The 17,370-nt window shown below is 68.4% G+C and carries 18 protein-coding genes; 7 read left to right on the forward strand and 11 right to left on the reverse strand.

The features are described from left to right. Positions 1-51 precede the first annotated feature (51 nt). Both LI334_RS00265 and LI334_RS00270 read left to right on the forward strand, forming a co-directional pair. Complete coding sequence (locus tag LI334_RS00265; protein WP_227261164.1) at positions 52-276, forward strand: DUF7561 family protein; 225 nt, start codon at positions 52-54, stop codon at positions 274-276. A 26-nt stretch (positions 277-302) separates the two neighbouring features. Continuing rightward, positions 303-2,075: an ATP-dependent DNA helicase gene (locus tag LI334_RS00270; protein WP_227261165.1), complete on the forward strand. Its 1,773-nt coding sequence runs from the start codon at positions 303-305 to the stop codon at positions 2,073-2,075. 117 nt (positions 2,076-2,192) lie between these two features. Here LI334_RS00270 and LI334_RS00275 read toward each other — a convergent pair whose 3' ends face one another. Beyond that, positions 2,193-3,203: a class I SAM-dependent methyltransferase gene (locus LI334_RS00275; protein WP_227261166.1), complete on the reverse strand. Its 1,011-nt coding sequence runs from the start codon at positions 3,201-3,203 to the stop codon at positions 2,193-2,195. Then, positions 3,196-4,299, reverse strand: a complete 1,104-nt coding sequence (locus tag LI334_RS00280) for a 60S ribosomal export protein NMD3 (RefSeq protein ID WP_227261167.1) — start codon at positions 4,297-4,299, stop codon at positions 3,196-3,198. The genes LI334_RS00275 and LI334_RS00280 overlap by 8 nt, the downstream gene beginning before the upstream one ends. 153 nt (positions 4,300-4,452) lie before the next feature. Between LI334_RS00280 and radA the strand changes: the two genes are divergently transcribed. Then, complete coding sequence (gene radA, locus LI334_RS00285; protein WP_227261168.1) at positions 4,453-5,487, forward strand: DNA repair and recombination protein RadA; 1,035 nt, start codon at positions 4,453-4,455, stop codon at positions 5,485-5,487. An 86-nt stretch (positions 5,488-5,573) separates the two neighbouring features. On the opposite strand, the gene LI334_RS00290 is transcribed toward radA, so the two are convergent. From LI334_RS00290 to LI334_RS00305, 4 genes are all read right to left on the reverse strand, one after another. Further along, positions 5,574-5,999, reverse strand: coding sequence for an iron-sulfur cluster assembly scaffold protein (locus LI334_RS00290; RefSeq protein WP_227261169.1), 426 nt, complete (start codon positions 5,997-5,999; stop codon positions 5,574-5,576). Positions 6,000-6,186: 187 nt separating this feature from the next. Further along, on the reverse strand, positions 6,187-7,440 hold the full coding sequence (locus LI334_RS00295) for an aminotransferase class V-fold PLP-dependent enzyme (protein WP_227261170.1): 1,254 nt from the start codon (positions 7,438-7,440) through the stop codon (positions 6,187-6,189). Between the two features lie 78 nt (positions 7,441-7,518). Then, the gene (locus LI334_RS00300) at positions 7,519-7,809 is read right to left on the reverse strand and encodes a DUF424 domain-containing protein (protein WP_227261171.1); all 291 of its coding nucleotides are present in this window, start codon (positions 7,807-7,809) and stop codon (positions 7,519-7,521) included. After that, a complete protein-coding gene (locus LI334_RS00305) occupies positions 7,806-8,543 on the reverse strand; it encodes a tetratricopeptide repeat protein (protein WP_227261172.1) in 738 nt (245 codons plus the stop codon). Before LI334_RS00305 ends, LI334_RS00300 begins: the two co-directional genes overlap by 4 nt. A 54-nt stretch (positions 8,544-8,597) precedes the next feature. On the opposite strand from LI334_RS00305, the gene thpR reads away from it, so the two are divergent. Continuing rightward, on the forward strand, positions 8,598-9,152 hold the full coding sequence (gene thpR, locus LI334_RS00310) for an RNA 2',3'-cyclic phosphodiesterase (RefSeq protein WP_227261173.1): 555 nt from the start codon (positions 8,598-8,600) through the stop codon (positions 9,150-9,152). Here the strand turns inward: thpR and LI334_RS00315 are convergent. From LI334_RS00315 to LI334_RS00325, 3 genes are all read right to left on the reverse strand, one after another. Then, positions 9,149-9,532 (reverse strand): DUF7522 family protein, encoded by a 384-nt coding sequence (locus tag LI334_RS00315; protein WP_227261174.1) that lies wholly within the window; start codon positions 9,530-9,532, stop codon positions 9,149-9,151. The two genes, thpR and LI334_RS00315, sit on opposite strands and share 4 nt — an antisense overlap. Positions 9,533-9,899: 367 nt before the next feature. Further along, positions 9,900-10,526: a rubrerythrin family protein gene (locus LI334_RS00320; protein WP_227261175.1), complete on the reverse strand. Its 627-nt coding sequence runs from the start codon at positions 10,524-10,526 to the stop codon at positions 9,900-9,902. A 59-nt stretch (positions 10,527-10,585) separates the two neighbouring features. Further along, positions 10,586-11,446 (reverse strand): sulfurtransferase, encoded by an 861-nt coding sequence (locus LI334_RS00325; RefSeq protein WP_227261176.1) that lies wholly within the window; start codon positions 11,444-11,446, stop codon positions 10,586-10,588. Positions 11,447-11,656: 210 nt separating this feature from the next. Here LI334_RS00325 and LI334_RS00330 point away from each other — a divergent pair, with 210 nt between their 5' ends. Further along, the gene (locus LI334_RS00330) at positions 11,657-12,445 is read left to right on the forward strand and encodes a sulfurtransferase (RefSeq protein ID WP_227261177.1); all 789 of its coding nucleotides are present in this window, start codon (positions 11,657-11,659) and stop codon (positions 12,443-12,445) included. On the opposite strand, the gene LI334_RS00335 is transcribed toward LI334_RS00330, so the two are convergent. Further along, entirely contained in the window at positions 12,438-13,427 is a 990-nt protein-coding gene (locus tag LI334_RS00335) for an AI-2E family transporter (protein ID WP_227261178.1), read from the reverse strand. The two genes, LI334_RS00330 and LI334_RS00335, sit on opposite strands and share 8 nt — an antisense overlap. 82 nt (positions 13,428-13,509) lie before the next feature. On the opposite strand from LI334_RS00335, the gene LI334_RS00340 reads away from it, so the two are divergent. Continuing rightward, the gene (locus LI334_RS00340) at positions 13,510-14,628 is read left to right on the forward strand and encodes a thiamine ABC transporter substrate-binding protein (RefSeq protein WP_227261179.1); all 1,119 of its coding nucleotides are present in this window, start codon (positions 13,510-13,512) and stop codon (positions 14,626-14,628) included. After that, a complete protein-coding gene (locus LI334_RS00345; protein WP_227261180.1) occupies positions 14,589-16,490 on the forward strand; it encodes an ABC transporter permease in 1,902 nt (633 codons plus the stop codon). Before LI334_RS00340 ends, LI334_RS00345 begins: the two co-directional genes overlap by 40 nt. Before the next feature lie 138 nt (positions 16,491-16,628). On the opposite strand, the gene LI334_RS00350 is transcribed toward LI334_RS00345, so the two are convergent. Next, complete coding sequence (locus LI334_RS00350; protein WP_227261181.1) at positions 16,629-17,306, reverse strand: class I SAM-dependent methyltransferase; 678 nt, start codon at positions 17,304-17,306, stop codon at positions 16,629-16,631. Between the last annotated feature and the right edge of the window lie 64 nt (positions 17,307-17,370).

Here is a 17,370-nt window from a genome sequence, read left to right on the forward strand (position 1 = left end):
ATAGGTGTGGGGGAGCGGGAGGCCTATACGGCGCTCGCTCCTTCACGACCCATGGCGAAATCCACGTGCGACTGCTGTGGCGACCCCGTCGCCATCTCCGGGGGCGCGGGCGACTTCTGGGACTTCGGCGACCTGGAGAAGGCGTCCTCGGGCGGCCTGACGCTCGAACTCCGGGACGACACGGAGTTCTTCCTGTGTTTCGACTGCATCGAGGCGCTCCCCGAGAACCCGACCGCCGAGGACGTGGCGGACGTTCGGGAGAGTCGCACGACCTAAGGCGCTCCCCGCGCTCCACACCTGACGTGAACCCCGCCCGCATCCACGAGGAGTTCCCCGCGCCGAGCTATCGCGGCGCGCAGGAGCAGGCGCTCTCCGACGTGCGGGACGCGTTCGCGGACGGGAACGACGTGGTGCTGGTGCGCGCGCCCACCGGGAGCGGGAAGAGCCTGCTCGCCCGCGCCATCATGGGGTGCGCGCGGCAGGCGGGCGAGGCCGGCCCCGCGGAACCCGTGGGCGCGTACTACACGACGCCGCAGGTCAGCCAACTGGACGACGTGTCCTCGGACGACCTGCTCTCCGACTTCAAACTCATCCGCGGGAAGTCGAACTACACGTGCATCCTCCCGGACGAGCAGGACACGCCGGTCGACCGCGCGCCCTGCGCCCGCGAACGCGGCTACGACTGCGCGGTCAAACACCGCTGTCCGTACTTCTCCGACCGCGCCATCGCCTCTTCCCGCGAGTTCGCGGCGATGACGCTCGCGTACTTCATGCGCACCGCCGGGAGCGAGGTGTTCAGAGCCAGGGACGTCTGCGTCATCGACGAGGCGCACGGCCTCGCGGAGTGGGCGGAGATGTACGCGACAATCGACCTCTCGCCCGCGAGCGTCCCCGTCTGGGGCGACGTCTCGATACCCGACGTGGACGGGGACGTGGAGGCGGCGGCGCGGTTCGCGGACTCCCTGGTGCGCGTCTGCGAGTCGCGGAAGGACGAGCTCGTCGGCGTGGACGAACTCACCGCCGAGGAAGCCCGCGAGCGCGACCGACTCCAGGAGCTCATCGGGGAGCTGGAGTGGTTCGCGGAGGACTCCCGCGACCACGAGTCCGCGACGACGTGGGTCGTCGACCAGTCCGAGCGCGGCATCACGATCAAGCCGATGAACCCCGAGCGGTACCTCCAGCACACCGTCTGGGATCGCGCGGAACGGTTCGCGTTGCTCTCCGCGACCATCCTGAACAAGGAGGCGTTCTGTCGCGGCGTGGGGCTCGACCCGTCAAACGTCGCATTGGTGGACGTGCCGCACACGTTCCCGGTGGAGAACCGGCCGCTGTACGACGTGACCCGGGGGAAGATGACGTACGACGAGCGCGACGAGACGCTTCCGAAGGTCGCGCGGGTGGTGGCGAGAGTGATGCAGAAACACGACGACGAGAAGGGAATCGTGCACTGCCACTCCTATGGCATCCAGGAGCGCCTCCGCGACCACCTCCGCGAATTAGGCGTGGCGGGCCGAGTGCGGACGCACACCTCGGAGAACCGGGACAACGAACTGGACGCGTGGAAGGCGAGCGGGAAGCCCGAGGTGTTCCTCTCGGTGAAGATGGAGGAAGCCCTGAACCTGGAGGGCGACCTCGCGCGCTGGCAGGTGGTGTGCAAGGCACCGTTCCTGAACACGGGCGACTCCCGTGTCGCGCGCCGCCTGGAGGACGGCCAGTGGGCGTGGTACTACCGGAGCGCCCTCCGCACCATCATTCAGGCCGCGGGCCGCGTCGTCAGAGCGCCCGACGACTACGGCGCGACCTACATCGCGGACGACTCCGTGCTCGACGTGTTCGAGCGCGCCCGCACTGACATGCCCGAGTGGTTCGCGGAACAGGTAGACCGGATGACGACGCCCGCCCTCCCCGAGTTGGACGCGGACGCCGCGCGCGCCGGCGTGAACGACATCGAACACGCCACCCAGCAGACCCAGCAGACCGACCGCGGGCGCGCCACGAGCGACGACGCGGACGGCGAGTCGGGGAGCGGGCGGGAGCGCCGGAGTCCGATGGCGGACGTGTGGGACGTGGACTAGACCGAGGAGACGACGTAGAACACCGCCGACGTGAGCATGACGACGGCGAAGAATATCGCGAGGAGCTGTTGACGGTTCATACTGGCCGTACCGAGCGCTGGCCCTTCTGTGTTCCCCCTACGCGAGACGAACGTCGGCGACGACGTGCCAGACGCCCTCCGCGTGGGATTTCACGCGCCGAACCGCGACGGATTCGACGGCGCGGTCTGCGTTCCGTGCGGCCGCTTCGACGCGCTCGCGGGGCGCGTCGGGGAGGTCGGTTTCGTGGACGGTGGCGTGCGCGTGGAGGGTTCCACCGGGCGCGAGGGCGTCGAGCGCGGTGGCGAGGTAGTCGGCGTCCGGGTCGAGCGCGTCGTAGTACCCCATCACGACGCGGTCGGCGGTCGTCTCGACGTCCCGGCAGTCCCCGAGCACGAGGTTCATCGAGTCCGAGACCTCGTTGAGCTGGGCGTTCTCCGCGAGGTAGCGGAACGCGTCGGGGTTCTTCTCGACGGCGGTCACGTCCGCGCCGGCGCGCGCCATCGGGAGCGCGAAGTACCCGATGCCGGCGAACATGTCGAGCACGCGCTCGCCCTCGACGGCGAGGTCGCCCATCCGGGCGCGCTCGTGCTGGTTTCCGGGCGAGAACATCACGCGCGAGAGGTCGAGCGCGTACTTCGTGCCGTGCTCGACGTGGACTGTCTCGGTGTCGCCGCTCCCGGCGAGCACGGTGACCGTGGGCGTGCGGAACTCCCCGCTGACGGGGCCGCGGTCGAGGACGGTGTCGGCCTCCCGATGGAGGGTAAGGAGCGCGTCCGCGACCTCGCCCGGTCGCGGGCAGTCCGTGAAGTCCGCGAGCAGCACGTCGCCGACGACCGCCCACGAGGACGGCGCGCGCTCGCGTTCGGCCTCGCTCCAGCCGCGCTCGCGGAGCAGGTCGTCCAGGCCCCGGGAGCGGTAGTCCGGGTCGGTCTGTTCGACGGTGGCGAGCACGTCCGTCTCGGCGGGCGCGGCGAGCACGGGGAGTTCGACGCGGTCGTCGTCGCGCTCGCGGACGCGTCGGTCGTCGTCGTACACGCCTTCGGCGCGCAGGCTCTCGATGCTGGCCTCGGCGTCGGGTTTCGCGACGAGGACGGCGAGGTCAGGCATCGGGGAGGACGTGGATGCCCTCGCGGCTCCGGAGGACGGGGACGGTGTCGCTCGACTCGTCCATGTAGTCCGGGCGCGCGACGGTCTTCGCCTCGTACGTCTCCGGGTCGAGGAGTTGGACGGCGTTCTCGTCCTCCACGGTGACGACGGTGGTGTCCACGGCGTCCTCGGTGGTGCCGAGTTTCCGGGCGTCGGGCGCGTCCCCGACCTCGTAGCTCGCCTCGTACGGCTCGCCCGTCGTCACGCGCACGCCCTTGAGGTTCCCACGAACCGAACGCACGAGCACGGGGCCTCCGTCGTCGTCTTCGAGGTCGATGACGTCGCCGGCGACGAACTCGGGGAGGCGAACCGCGAACGTCACCCGGTACACCTCGTTGCCGTCCTCGTCCTCGGTGACGAGCGTCTCCGAGTCGGAGAAGGAGCCGCCGAACTCCTCGGTGAGTTTGCGGCTGACGTTCTTCCCGATTTTCGTCGTGGAGAGCTTCATGTCGAGGCCCTCCGGTTTCTCCGAGAGTTCGGTGACGAACGCGTTCCGGTCGCCGGTCGCCTCCATGTCCGCGACGATGTCGTTCGCGATTTCCTTCGCGCGCTCCGTCTCCTCGGTGGTGGGCGTGCGGTCGCCGACGGCGCGCACCTGGACGACGCTCGCGTAGTAGTCGCCGGCGATGCGGCCACAGCGCAGGCAGGTCTCCTTCGAGATGCGGACGGGAACGGTGACCTCCTCGGTCATCGGTTCGCCGCGAACGATCCCCGAAAAGCGGCAGTGCATCCGGATGGTGGTCGCGTCCACCTGCTCGGGGCGCACCTGCCAGTCGAACTCGCTCGCGCCGACGTGCACGCCGAGCGCCTCCGTCGTCTCCTCGATGGCGATGTCGGTGTAGTCCTGCGCGCCCACGTCCACCCAGCGGTTCCCGCGGTGAACCGCGCCGCAGCGCGCGCACACCCGAACCTCGATGGTGTCCGGGACGTCCACGAGGTCGAAGTCGTCGAAGTAGCAGTCGTTGCAGAGCGCCCGCTCGCGTCGCGTCGCCCCCGTCTCCGCTTCCGTCGTGGGGTCGCCACAGCGCGGGCAGAACGTGGCGGACTCGGTACTCATAGGATTGCGAAGGCGACTGACGCGGTTAAGTCCCGCGCACCGGGTTTCAACCTTCGCACGCGGACGGACGCGACCCCCGCCACGCCCGCCAGTTTCACTTTCACTCCGGTGTTTACGAGGGTTTAAGGTCGTATGGGCGAAAGAACAGGGTACATGCCAGCAGACGCAGACCTCGAAACCCTCTCCGGCGTCGGGCCCGCCACGGCCGAGAAACTCCGCGACGCGGGCTACGAGTCCTTCCAGAGCATCGCCGTCGCCAGCCCCGGCGAACTCTCGAACACCGCGGACGTCGGCGACTCCACGGCCGCCGACATCATCCAGAGCGCCCGCGAGGAAGCCGACGTGGGCGGGTTCGAGACCGGGAGCGCCATCCTCGAACAGCGCCAGCGCATCGGGAAACTCACGTGGAACGTCCCCGACGTGGACGAACTTCTCGGCGGCGGCGTCGAAACCCAGTCCATCACGGAAGTCTACGGCGAGTTCGGTGCCGGAAAGTCCCAGGTCACGCACGAACTCGCGGTGACGGCCCAGCTCCCCCAGGAGCAGGGCGGCCTGCACGGCCGCGTCATCTTCCTCGACAGCGAGGACACCTTCCGCCCCGAACGCATCGACGACATGGTTCGCGGCCTCTCCGACGAACAGCTCGCGGCGACGATGGAAGACCGCGAAATCGAAGGTGAACCCGGCGACGACGACGCGATGGAGGAACTCATCCAGGACTTCCTCGACAAGATTCACGTCGCGAAAGCCTTCAACTCCAACCACCAGATGCTCCTCGCCGAGAAGGCGAAGGAGATCGGGAGCGAGTACGAGGACGACGACTACCCCGTCCGCCTCCTCTGCGTGGACTCCCTCACCGCGCACTTCCGCGCCGAGTACGTCGGCCGCGGCGAGCTCGCGAACCGACAGCAGAAACTCAACAAGCACCTCCACGACCTCGAAAAGGTCGGGAACCTCTACAACAGCGCCGTCGTCGTCACGAACCAGGTGCAGTCCAACCCCGACGCGTTCTTCGGCGACCCCACGAAGCCGGTCGGCGGGAACATCCTCGGCCACAAGTCCACGTTCCGCATCTACCTCCGGAAATCCAAGAACGACAAGCGCATCGTCCGCCTCGTCGACGCGCCCAACCTCGCCGACGGCGAAGCCGTCATGCGCGTCCAGGACGGCGGCCTGAAACCCGAATAACGCGACGACGCTCCACGACGTCCGGCGCTCTATCTATTCGCTCTGGTATCCGAAAAACCGCGAACCGACGAGAGAGAAGAATCGGGTTATTCGTCGTCTTCGGTGCTGGTGGCGGCTTTTTCGAGTTCGCCCTGGTAGACGCGCGCGCCGTCCTGCACGACCTTCTCCGCGAGCACCGCGCACTTGATGCGCATCGGCGTCACCTCGACGCCGAGCATCTCCAGTACGTCGTCGCGGTCGAGGTCGTCGACCTCGTCGAGCGTCATCCCCGGGAGTTTCCCGGAGAGCATGCTCGCGGACGCCTGACTGATGGCGCAGCCGTCGCCGTCCCACGCGACGGTCTCGATGGTTTCGCCGTCGTCGGCGAGAGTCACGTCGAACTCGATTTCGTCGCCACAGGAGGGGTTGTAGCCCTCGTGGGTGAACGTCGGGTCCGGCAGTTCCCCGTAGTTCCGGGGGTTCTTGTAGTGGTCGAGGATCTGCTGCCGGTACATGTCCGAACCCATGCTCATACGGAATACGTGGGTCGTGCGGCGTAAAAGCCTACCGTGCGGCCGTACGGTTTCGCAGGCCGGAGGAGACACCTGGGGTGTGTCGTTTCGGGCGCGGCTCGCGCAGACGCTCGTGGGCGTGTTCGGGGCGTACGGCTACAGCGGCCTGCTCGGCGCGGAAGAAGTGGTGGGAGAGCGTCTGCAGTAGTCAGGCGAAGATGTCCTTCGCGGACTCGATTCCCTCGACGAGCGCGTCGAGTTCCTCGACGGTGTTGTAGAGGTAGAAGGACGCGCGGACGGACGCGGCGATGTCCATCTTCTGGTGGAGGGGCTGGGTGCAGTGGTCGCCGGCGCGGATGGCGACGCCGTGGTCGTTGAGGATGCTGGAGAGGTCGTGGGCGTGCACGCCGTCGAGGTTGAAGGAGACGAGTCCGGCGCGCTCCTCGTCCTCGCGGGGGCCGTAGATTTCGAGGCCGTCGATTCGACTGAGGCGGTCGTAGGCCTCGGCGGTGACGCGTTCTTCGTGCGCGCGGATGTTCTTCAGGCCGAGGTCGTCGAGGTAGTCCGCGGCGACGGCGAACGCGATTCCCTCCGCGATGAGGGGCGTGCCGGCCTCGTACTTCCAGGGGAGGTCGTTCCACGAGGAGTCCTCGTAGGTGACGCGGCGAATCATCTCGCCGCCGTACATGAACGGCTCCATCTCCTCCAGAATCGCCTTCTTCCCGTAGAGACCGCCGACCCCGGTGGGGCCGGCCATCTTGTGGCCGCTGAACGCGTAGAAGTCCACGTCCAGGTCTTCGACATCGACGGGGCGGTTCGGGACGGCCTGCGCGCCGTCCCCGAAGATGAGCGCGTCGTGTTCGTGCGCCATGTCCGCGAGCTCGCTCAGGGGGTTCACGGTGCCGAGGACGTTCGAGACGTGCACCACCGACACCATCGCGGTGTCGGGGCCGATGAGTTCCTTCGCGTGCTCCATGTCGAGGCTGCCGTCCTCGGGGTCGACGCGGATGTACTTCACCTCGGCCCCGGTGCGTTTCGCCATCTGCTGCCAGGTGACGAGGGTGGAGTGGTGTTCCATCTCCGTGAGGACGATTTCGTCGCCCTCCCCGAGCTCGTTCAACCCCCACGCGTACGCGACGAGGTTCGCGGCCTCAGTCGTGTTCTTCGTGAAAATCATCTCCTCGCGCTCGCCGCTCGCGCCGACGAACTCCGCGAGTCGGTCGTGGGCCTCCTCGTACGCGATGGACGCCTCCTGACTGAGCTGGTGGATGCCGCGGTGGACGTTCGCGTTGTACCCGCGGTAGTAGTCGCCGAACGTGTCGATGACCTCGTTCGGCGTCTGCGTGGTCGCCGCGTTGTCGAAGTAGACGAGGGGAACCCCGTCCCCGACCTCCCGGTCGAGAATGGGGAAGTCCTCGCGAACCCGCTCGACGTCGAGCGGGCTCTGTTCACCCGTAGCCATGTACGAAAGGAGGGTTCGGAGGCGTTTGGTTCCTTCGATGCACCGGGGTTTCGCCGGCGTGCGCGACGACGTGGGCGCTCAGAGCCGGAGGACTTGGGCGTGCCGGGTGTCCGCGATGTCGAGGACGACTGTCTCGTCCACGAAGCCCTCGTCGATGGCGAACTCGACGGTGCGCGTGCCGACGAGGTTCGCGACGCTCGCGCGGGTGAGGCTGTCGAGCACGTCGTCCTCGCCGACTTCGTCGCCGCCGTAGAACTCTTCGGTGACGGTGAGCGACACGTCGCCGTCCTCGAACGTCTCCCCGATGAGGCCCGTGTCGCAGACCGTGACGAGGAGTCCCTGGTCGGTCTGTCGCTCGCTGACGATCATTCCTGGTCGACGAGGCGCTGCTCCTGCTCCTTCCGGATGCGGTCGGCCCGCGCCTCGACCTCGCCGGCCTCCTCCTCGCGGCCGAGTTCGTCGAGCGCGCGAGACTTCTCCTGATAGACGTCCGCCTGCTTGAATCCGAGTCGGATGGCGTTATCCAGGCATTCGAGGGCTTCCTCGTGGCGGCCGCGCTCGTTCTCCATGAACCCGAGGTTGTACCAGGCCTGCGGGAGGCGGTCGTCCTTCCGAACCGCGCGCTCGGCGTGGTAGATGGCTTCCTCGTCGTCGCCGAACTCCCAGAGCGCGTACGCGAGGTTCGTCTCCGCCTCCGCCGCGAACGGGCCGTCCTCGTCGATGAAGACGGCTTCGCGGTGCGCGCCCGCAGCGTCGTCCCACTCCTCCATCTCGGCGTGCGCGACGCCCTTGTTCACCCACGCTTCCTGCGCGGTCTCGTCGTCGTCCGCGTACCGGGCGGCGCGCTCGAACGCGTCCGCGGCCTGCTCGTGGCGGTTGATACCCATGTAGTTCAGGCCCACGTCGATGAGGTCGTCCGCGTCCACGTCCTGCGTGGAGAGGTTCCGCTCGTCGAGGCTGTCAGCGACGACGCGGGAGTCCACGGGGTCGACCTCGTTCAGGTCGGGTTCGAGCTCCGGCGGGTCGAGGTCGAACCCCTCGTAGGGGTCGTCGAAGCCCTGGCCCTCGGAGAAATGATGGCGTTCGTCCTCTCGGTCAGTCATACCCGCGAATATGGGAGGGACGGGGTTAAGGGCTACGCAGACCGACTCCCGGCCATGCGGCTGTTCGTCTCCGTCGACCTCCCCGAATCCCTGCACGACGCCGTCGCGGCCGTCCAGGGCGAGTTCGCGGACGCAGACGGGCTCTCCTTCACCGACCCCGCGCAGAGTCACGTGACGGTGAAGTTCCTCGGCGACGTGCCCGACGGCGAGGCCGGGGCGGTCGCGGACGCGCTCGAAACCGCCGTCGCGGACGCGGGCGTGGAGCCGTTCGACGCGACGTACGGCGGGCTCGGCGTGTTCCCGAACCTCGACTACATCAGCGTGCTCTGGCTCGGCGTCGAAGCCGGGACGGAGCCGTTCGTCCGCCTGCACGAGGCCGTAGAGCAGGAGTTCGTCGCGTTCGGGTTCGACCCGGACGACCACGAGTTCACGCCGCACGTCACGCTCGCGCGGATGCAGCACGCCGGCGGGAAAGACCGCGTGCAAGAACTCGTGCGGGAGTGGTCGCCGACGGTCGGGACGGCGCGCGTCTCCGAGGTCAGGCTGACGAAGAGCACGCTCACCCACGAAGGGGCGGAGTACGAGACGGTCGCGTCGGTCTCGCTCTAGTCCCGGCGGTCTTCGAGCACGGATTCGAGCGCGTTCGCGGCCTCGTCGAATTGCGTGACGGTGAGGCCGTCCGTGGTGACGAAAACGCCGTCGCGTTCGGTGGCGACGCGGAGGAGGAAGCCGTTCTCGAACGACCGAACCGTGTACTGGTACTCGCCGAGTTCCGAGCCCTTGTACGTGTCCTGGGTGAGCTGGAACGCCTGCCACTCGTGGCCGATGAAGGAGGAGAGGTCGGCGTCCTGTTCGAGGTCGTCGCGGAGGTAGAGCTGTTCGTAGTCCGTGCGCGTGAAGAACGTCAGCGAGCGCAGGCTATCGCCGAGCGCGGTGCGCGCGACGGTGACGAATCGGCTCGCTGCGTCGTCCGACAGGGGAGCGGTCATACCCCTGTCTGCACACCCGGGCGGTATAGAACTACTCCCGAACCGGGGGGCGCTCACGGCGGCGCGTCCTCGCTCGCGGGCGGGCGCGCCGCCGGGGTTTCGCGCTCCCGTCCCGCGCTCCTCTCAGAGCACGCCACCTGCTCGCCCCGCCATCCTACTTCAACCCACGCCACGGGCGCGGAGCGGGCGCGGGGCGGTTAGCGGAAGCGGAGCGGGGCGGTTGGCGGGACGCGTTCGCGCGAACGAGCGGTTCGAAGAACCCGGAAGTGAGCGGGATTGACCGGTTGCCGGAGGCGACCGGCATTTTTCGTGCAGGGTTTTGCAGTGAGTGGGTCGCGAAGCGACCCCGAACTGGAAAACGGTGCGTCTAGCAGACCGGTTTAGGGTTGACGCCGAGGGATTCGAGTTGTTGGGTGTATTCGTCGTAGGCGGCTTGGATGGTGTCGGTGGCGGCGTCGATGGCGCGCTGGTAGTCCTCGGCGGTGTCGCAGACGGCGTCGAGGAGGTCGCGGGCGCGGACGTCCTGGTCGTCGAGGTCGCCCTTGAGGTCGCGGAACAGTTGTGCGGTCTGGGGGTCGGCTTGCCCGACGAAGAACCCGACGTACTGTTCCTTGGATGCGCGGGTCGCGAAGAGGCGGCCGACGTATCCGCCAGCGCGTTCGATGGGGTCGTCGAGCGCGCGGAGGCGGTCGTGCATCGCGGAGACGTCCTCGCTCGGGACGTGGTCGTCGAGTTTGGCGGTGACGCGGTCGTAGTGGTCTGCTTCCTCGTCTGCGGTCTCCTGGTAGCGGTCGCTCGCGGGGTCGTCGCTCGTGTCCGCCCACTCCTGGAAGGTCTCGTAGGCGGCGTACTCCGCGTCCGCGGCGGCGCGCAGCACGTCCTCGGTCTCCATCTCGCCGCCGGTGGCGGCGTACAGCGATTTCGATGAGCCGAGCCGGGAGAGCGCGGTGTCGTTCTCCTCGCGAACCCGCTCGAACACGTCGTCGGGAGTCATACATAGAGCGTGGACTGCTGGGGCCTTCTAGGCATCGTCCGCGGAAAGAAGGGTGCGAGTTATTCGCCCTGTTCGATGGGAGCGTCGACGAGGTTCCCCCACTCGGTCCACGAGCCGTCGTAGTTGGTGACGTCGTCGTAGCCGAGGAGTTCGCTGAGCGCGAACCACGCGATGCTGGAGCGTTCGCCGATGCGGCAGTACGCGACGACTTCCTGGTCGTTCGTCACGCCGGCGTCCTCGTAGAGGTCGGCGAGTTCGTCCTTCGTCTTGAACGTGCCGTCCTCGTTAACGGTCGCGGCCCACGAGACGTTCTGCGCGCCGGGGATGTGGCCGCCGCGCTGCGCGGTCTCCTGGAGTCCCGGGGGCGCGAGAATCTCGCCGGAGTACTCCTCGGGCGAGCGCACGTCCACGAGCGGGATGCCGCGGTCGATTGCGGTCTCCACGTCGTCCCGGTAGGCGCGGATGCCGTCGAAGGGGCCGCGCGCCTGATAGTCCTGTTCGGGGAACTCGGGAACCTCGTCCGTGGTCGGGTAGTCGTTCGCCACCCAGTAGTCGCGGCCGCCATCGAGGAGTTTCACGTCCTCGTGGCCGTAGTACTTGAACTGCCAGTAGGCGTACGCGGCGAACCAGTTCGAGTTGTCGCCGTACAGGACGACGGTGGAGTTCTCGGTGATGCCGTGGGAGCCGAGGAGGTCGGCGAAGTCCTCCTTTTCGAGGATGTCCCGCTGCACCTGGTCTTGGAGTTGGGTCTCCCAGTTGAACCCGACCGCGCCGGGCGCGTGGGAGTCGTCGTAGGATTCGGTGTCAACGTCGACCTCGACGAGCCGGTAGTCGGGGTCGTCGGACTCGAACTCGTCGAGGTGCTCCTCGACCCAGTCCGCGCTCACGAGCACGTCGTTCGCGTAATCGTCTTCTGCCATGCTATCCGGGTATTGTTCGGCCACCCACATAACCTCATCCGCCGTCGGCAGGAACCCCCTCTCGACACGAGTGGAGGCAAGTATATCCGGCTATTCGCGGCTTGTTCCGCGTTCACCGAGAGTTATCCAGATACAGCGGCGCTTTTTGCCGGTAGTTCGTCCGAGTGTCGCGTCCCGCGAGGCTAAGGACGGGCCGTTCGTAGGCCGGGTATGAGCGAGACGGACGACCTCGTGGTGTCGGCGTCGTGGGTCGCGGAGCGCCTGGACGACCCGGGCGTGCGCGTGGTGGACGTGCGGGACGCCTGGGAGTACGACGGCATCGGGCACGTCCCGAGCGCGGTGAACGTCCCGTTCGATGCGTTCCGCACGGCGGACGGCGAGTCCGGGATGATGCCGCCGCGCGAGGACTGGACCGGACTGCTCTCGGACGCGGGCGTCGAATCCGACACGCACCTCGTGGCGTACGACGACACGCACGGCGTGTTCGCGGCGCGCTTCCTCGTCACCGCGCTCTACCACGGCCACCCGATAGAGCGCCTGCACCTGCTCGACGGCGACTTCAGTTCGTGGACGCGCGACCACGAGGCATCCGCGGAGGCGGTGTCGGTCGAACCGACGACGTACGACCCCGAGCCGCCGGAGACGACGCCGTTCGTCGGCGCGGACGCCGTGGCGGCGGCGAGCGAGGGCGACGCCGTGGTCGTGGACACGCGCGAACCCGGTGAGTACGACGAGGGCCACATTCCGGGCGCGGTGAACCTCGACTGGAAGGCGCTCGTGGACGAGGGGACGCGCGGCATCAAGCACCCGGACGAACTGGAGGTCGCGCTCGGCGAGAAAGGCATCGTGCCCGGCGAGCGCGTCGTCCTCTACTGCAACACGGCCCGCCGCATCAGTCACACGTTCGTCGTGCTGCGGTGGCTGGGGTTCGCGGACGTGCAGTTCTACGAGGGGAGCCTGACGGAGTGGCGGGAACTCGGGCGGGACGTGGCTACGTAGTGCGGTTCCGGGTCTGTTCTGCGGCGAGGAGGCGGATGGCTTCCGCGAGGAGCGCGGCGACGAGCGGTCCGGCGATGATGCCGACGGGGCCGAGCGTGAGGAGGCCGCCGACGAACCCGACGAAGTAGAGGCTTCCCGGCAGGTTCGCGGTCTCGCGGGCGAGGCGCGGCCGGATGAGCACGTCCGGGAGCCACGCGACCAGCACGCCGGCGACGACGACGACGAGGACGGCGCTCGTCACGTCGCCCGTGGTGAGGTGGTAGCCGGCGAGCGCGAGGACGACGATGCTGGGGCCGACGACGGGGAGGAACTGGAGGACGCCGGCGGCGAGCGCGAGCGTCGGGAACGGCCCGTACCCGAGCGCGAAGAAGACGGGGAGGGCGATGAGGAACGTTCCGAGGCCGGTGGCGGCCTGGAGGACGTAGATGGCGTAGAGGGTGGCGCGGGCGCGGCCGGCGAGCGCGCTCGTCACGTCGTGGTAGGTGTGGGGGATGGCGGCGAGGACGGCGCGTTCCACGTCCCGGTGGTGGATGAGGAGCGCGAAGACGAGGAAGGCGAACACGGTGAGTTTGAGGCCGAGCGTGGGGAGGGCGGTGGCGGCGTCCACGGCGACGGCGCTCGCGGCCTCGCGGGCGGCGGCGAGGAGCGTGCTCACGTCCACGACGACGGGCGTGTCGAGGACGACGAACGTGAACTCGGCGGGTATCTCGCGGATGAACTGCACGATGTCGTCGGCGCGGCGCGCGAGCAGGAGCGTGACGGAGGCGAGCGCGAGCAGGACGCCGGTGGTGACGGCGACGGTGGTCGCGGCGGCGGCCGGCCACGGCGGGAGGCGGTCGTTGAGGCGGCGGTGGAGCGGCGCGAGGAGGTAGGTGACGGTGAGCGCGAAGAACACGGTTCCCAGCACGTCGAAGAGGACGGCGGCGGCGAGGGTGGCGAGCGCGGCGACGAGGGCGGTGAGGGCGACGCGTCTGGACGGCACGCCCGGAGGTTCTCCAGCCCCCGAGTTAACGCTTCGGTCGGAAACGCCCGATTTATGTACCACCTAGTGAAACAACCGAGTAATGAAGCGGCGTACGTACCTCAAGACCGGCGGCGCGGCGGCCATCGCGGGACTCGCGGGCTGTCTGAACGTCAGCGAGTCGAACGACGGCACGACCACCGACACGACCACGGGAGGCACGACCGAGGGGACGACGACCGGGACGGCGAGCGAACCCGACGAACCCCTGACCATCGCGACCTACGACTCCTTCTTCGGGGACGAGGGCACCGCGGGGAACTGGCTGAAGCAGGCGTGGGAGGCAGAGCGCGACACGAAAATCGAGTTCACCGCGCCGTCGAACGGCGTCAACGAGTTCATCAGCCGGAAGAAGCAGGGCGCGAGCATCGACGCGGACCTCTTCGTCGGCCTGAACACGGGCGAGCTCGTGCGCGTTGACGAACAGCTCCCGGACGCGACCCTGTTCGACACGCCGGGCGGTCTCTCGCACGCGAGCCGAATCAAGGACAGCCTCCAGATCGACCCCGAGCGCCGCGCGCTCCCCTACGACACCGGCTACATCAGCCTCGTCTACGACAGCACGGAAATCGAGGAGCCGCAGACGTTCGACGACCTCACGAGTCCCGCCTACCAGGGCGCGCTCCTCGCGGAGAACGCGCAGACGAGCGACCCCGGGCGGGCGTTCCTCCTCTGGACGATTCACGAGATGGGCGCGGACGGCTACCTCGACTACTGGCAGGACCTCGTGGAGAACGACGTGCGCATCCTCGACGACTGGCAGCCCGCGTACAACGCGTACATGAACCGCGAGCGTCCCATCGTCGTCTCCTACTCCACCGACCAGGTGTACTACCACGGCGAGGACGAACTCCCCCGCCACCAGATCGGGTTCCTGAACGACCAGGGGTACGCGAACCCCGAGGCGATGGCGCGGTTCGCGGACACGAACCAGCCCGAGACCGCCGCGGCGTTCATGGACTTCGTGCTCACCGACGAGGCGCAGGCGAACATCGCGGTGAACAACGTCCAGTTCCCGGCGACGACGACCGCCGACCTCCCCGACGAGTACGACCAGTACGCGCACGAGCCGCCGGAGCCGGTGACGTTTACGTACGAGGAACTCGCAGGAAACCTCGACGGATGGATAAACGAGTGGGCGCGCCAGATAGCGAGCAACTAGCGCCGACGCCGGCGCGAGCGCTCCTGCTCGCGACCGGATTGGCGACCCTGCTCGTCCTGCTCGTCGTCTTCTACTACCCGGTCTGGACGGTGTTCGAGAACGCCGTCCTCAGAGATGGGTACGGCGTGTTCAGCGCGCTCGCAGACCCGCTCGCGGCGGTGACGCCCGACGTGTTGCTCGGCGTTCTCAGCGACCCGTTCTTCCTCGGCGCGGCGCACACGCTGTTCGAGGCCCCGCTCCGCGTGCCCGGGGACGCCGCGGCGTGGACCGTCGAGTTCCTCGCGACCGCGCGGCCCGCGCTCGTCTCCCGGCCGCCGTTCGTCGTGCTCGTCCACGAGGCGGGGAACGTCGAGTTCGGACTGTTCGGATTCACCGCCTATCAGGCGGTTCTCTCCACCGTTCTGAGCGTCCTGCTCGGCGTGCCAGGCGCGTGGGTGCTCGCTCGCTTCGAGTTCCCCGGGCGGAGCACGCTGAAGTCGCTCACCATCCTCCCGTTCGTCCTGCCGTCCATCATGGTGGTCGCGGGGTTCGTCGCGACGTTCGGCACCTTCGGCACCGTGAACGACGTGCTCGCCTGGCTCGGGTTCGGACGGGTGGAGATGCTGTACACGCTCGAACTCGTCGTGCTCGCGCACGCGTTCTACAACGCGCCGCTGGTGACGCGGATGGTCGGGACGGCGTGGGAGAACGTGAACGCGAACGCCGTCGAGACCGCGCGAAGCCTCGGCGCGGGCCGCGTGCGGTCGTTTACGGACGTGGTGCTCCCCCAGCTCGTGCCCGCGCTCGCCGCGAGCGCGCTCCTCACGTTCGTCTTCACGTTCATGACGTTCCCCATCGTCCTCGGGCTGGGCGGCCTGCGGCTCGCGACCGTGGAGGTGTGGCTGTACGCGAGCGTGAACCAGCTCGACTACGAGACGGCGGCGGCGCTCGGCACGCTCGAAACCGCGTTCTCGCTGTTCTTCATGTACGTCTACCTCCGGTACGAGGCGCGGCGCGCGAGCAGCGGCACGGGGAAACCGCTCCCGCGCGCCCGGCTGTTCTCCGCGGACACGCTCCGCGACTGGCTCTCCCGCGCGGGAATCGCCGCCTACGGCCTGGTGATAGTCGTCGTGTTCGTCCTGCCGCTCGCGAGCATGGTTCTCGCGAGCGTCGGCGGCCTCGACGACCCGACGCTCGAATGGTGGCGGCTCCTGGTCGAGCGCCAGGGCGGGAGTCGAACGGAGCCGTCGGTGGCGGTCTGGAACTCCCTGCTGTTCGGGCTGGGCGCGCTCGCGGTCGCGCTCCCGATGGGCGTCGTCGTCGCGGCGTTCAGCACCCGGGGCGGCCGCCTCCGCAAACTCGGCGACACCGTCCTCATGGCTCCCATCGCCGTCTCCGGCGTCGTCGTCGGGTTCGGGTTGCTCCAGGGGCTCGTGTTCGGCGTCGATATCGGCTCCTATCGCGTGAGCGTCGTCGGCCCCGCCGTGGTCGTGATGGCGCACGCCGTCGCCGGCTACCCGTTCGTCGTGCGGAACGTCGCGCCGATGCTCGCCGACCTCGACGACCGACTCGTGGAGGCCGCGCGGAGCCTCGGCGCGGACCGCGCTCGCGCGCTCTGGGACGTCGAACTCCCGCTCGTCTGGCCGGGCGTCGTCGCGGGCGCGGCGTTCGCGTTCGCCATCAGCATCGGCGAGTTCGACTCCACGGTCATCCTCGCGGGCGAGAACACGTACACGATGCCCGTCGCGCTCAAGCGCTTCCTCGTGGACAGAACCGCCGGCCCGAGCATCGGCCCCGCGGCCGCGATGGGCACCGTCCTCCTCGTCGTGACCGCGGTGAGTTTCGTCGTCATCGACTACGTCGGCGGGCGCTACCGGCCGTAACTCCACGCGAAACGGGGAGGTCGCGTCAGAACGAGAGCGGCGTCGAGAGGCCCGGGAGGGTGCGTGGGACGGGACTGTGTGGCACATCCCATTCCCGACACCCCGAACCAACCCCTGTTTCGAGTGGAGCGGGCGCGGTCAGGGTGCGACGCCGACGGTGAGGAGCGTGCCGAGTCTGCGGTAGCGCTCGACCATCTCCTCGCGCGTGTCGAACTCCTCCGTCGGGAACGCAGCGGCGTCCGGAATCTCGATTTCGCGGTCGGCGACGTTGTCCTGCTCCGCCACGACCAGTCCCGCCTCCCGGAAGTTCCGCCGGTAGTCCTCGCGACTCCACCGCGTCATCTCGACGCTGATGGAGTCCTGCCAGGCGTGCGAGTACGTGTTCTCCTCGTAGTAGTTCACCGCGCAGTAGAACGTCCCGCCCGGACGCAGCACCCGCCGCACCTCCGCCAGCGTCTCCAGGGGGTCGGCCGAGTAGTAGAACGCCTCCATCGAGAACACGTGGTCGACGCTGTCCGTCGCGAACGGCAGACTCCCGAAGTCGCCCACGACGTACCCGACGCGGTCGTCCTCGGTGTACGAGCGCGCGTTCCGCGCCATCTCCGGCGCGCCGTCCAGGCCGTACGCCCGCCCCACGTCGCGCTGGCGGAGCGCGCGGAGCGCGTACCCGCTCCCCGTCCCGAGGTCGAGCACCGTGTCGCCCGCCTCGACCGGCATCCGCGCGAGCACGTGCTTCGCCGTGTGCCAGTGTCGCTCCTCCATGCCCTTATCGCGGCCCGACGCCGCCCACTCGTCGAACTCCTCGCGAACGCTCATACCAAGGGAAGGAGGAGTGGACAAGTATCGGTTGTGGTGTCGGAGAGCACGAACAGCGAGAGTG

It is taken from the genome of Salarchaeum japonicum (assembly GCF_020614395.1).
In the GTDB taxonomy this organism is placed as follows: Archaea; Halobacteriota; Halobacteria; order Halobacteriales; family Halobacteriaceae; genus Salarchaeum; species Salarchaeum japonicum.

Bases quoted from the DNA above. Each gene is read 5' to 3' on its own strand.
- LI334_RS00265 (WP_227261164.1), top strand. From the start codon at position 52: ATGGCGAAATCCACGTGCGACTGCTGTGGCGACCCCGTCGCCATCTCC.
- LI334_RS00275 (WP_227261166.1), bottom strand. From the start codon at position 3,203: ATGCCTGACCTCGCCGTCCTCGTCGCGAAACCCGACGCCGAGGCCAGC.
- LI334_RS00280 (WP_227261167.1), bottom strand. From the start codon at position 4,299: ATGAGTACCGAGTCCGCCACGTTCTGCCCGCGCTGTGGCGACCCCACG.
- radA (WP_227261168.1), top strand. From the start codon at position 4,453: ATGCCAGCAGACGCAGACCTCGAAACCCTCTCCGGCGTCGGGCCCGCC.
- LI334_RS00290 (WP_227261169.1), bottom strand. From the start codon at position 5,999: ATGAGCATGGGTTCGGACATGTACCGGCAGCAGATCCTCGACCACTAC.
- LI334_RS00295 (WP_227261170.1), bottom strand. From the start codon at position 7,440: ATGGCTACGGGTGAACAGAGCCCGCTCGACGTCGAGCGGGTTCGCGAG.
- LI334_RS00300 (WP_227261171.1), bottom strand. From the start codon at position 7,809: ATGATCGTCAGCGAGCGACAGACCGACCAGGGACTCCTCGTCACGGTC.
- LI334_RS00305 (WP_227261172.1), bottom strand. From the start codon at position 8,543: ATGACTGACCGAGAGGACGAACGCCATCATTTCTCCGAGGGCCAGGGC.
- thpR (WP_227261173.1), top strand. From the start codon at position 8,598: ATGCGGCTGTTCGTCTCCGTCGACCTCCCCGAATCCCTGCACGACGCC.
- LI334_RS00315 (WP_227261174.1), bottom strand. From the start codon at position 9,532: ATGACCGCTCCCCTGTCGGACGACGCAGCGAGCCGATTCGTCACCGTC.
- LI334_RS00320 (WP_227261175.1), bottom strand. From the start codon at position 10,526: ATGACTCCCGACGACGTGTTCGAGCGGGTTCGCGAGGAGAACGACACC.
- LI334_RS00325 (WP_227261176.1), bottom strand. From the start codon at position 11,446: ATGGCAGAAGACGATTACGCGAACGACGTGCTCGTGAGCGCGGACTGG.
- LI334_RS00330 (WP_227261177.1), top strand. From the start codon at position 11,657: ATGAGCGAGACGGACGACCTCGTGGTGTCGGCGTCGTGGGTCGCGGAG.
- LI334_RS00340 (WP_227261179.1), top strand. From the start codon at position 13,510: ATGAAGCGGCGTACGTACCTCAAGACCGGCGGCGCGGCGGCCATCGCG.
- LI334_RS00345 (WP_227261180.1), top strand. From the start codon at position 14,589: ATGGATAAACGAGTGGGCGCGCCAGATAGCGAGCAACTAGCGCCGACG.
- LI334_RS00350 (WP_227261181.1), bottom strand. From the start codon at position 17,306: ATGAGCGTTCGCGAGGAGTTCGACGAGTGGGCGGCGTCGGGCCGCGAT.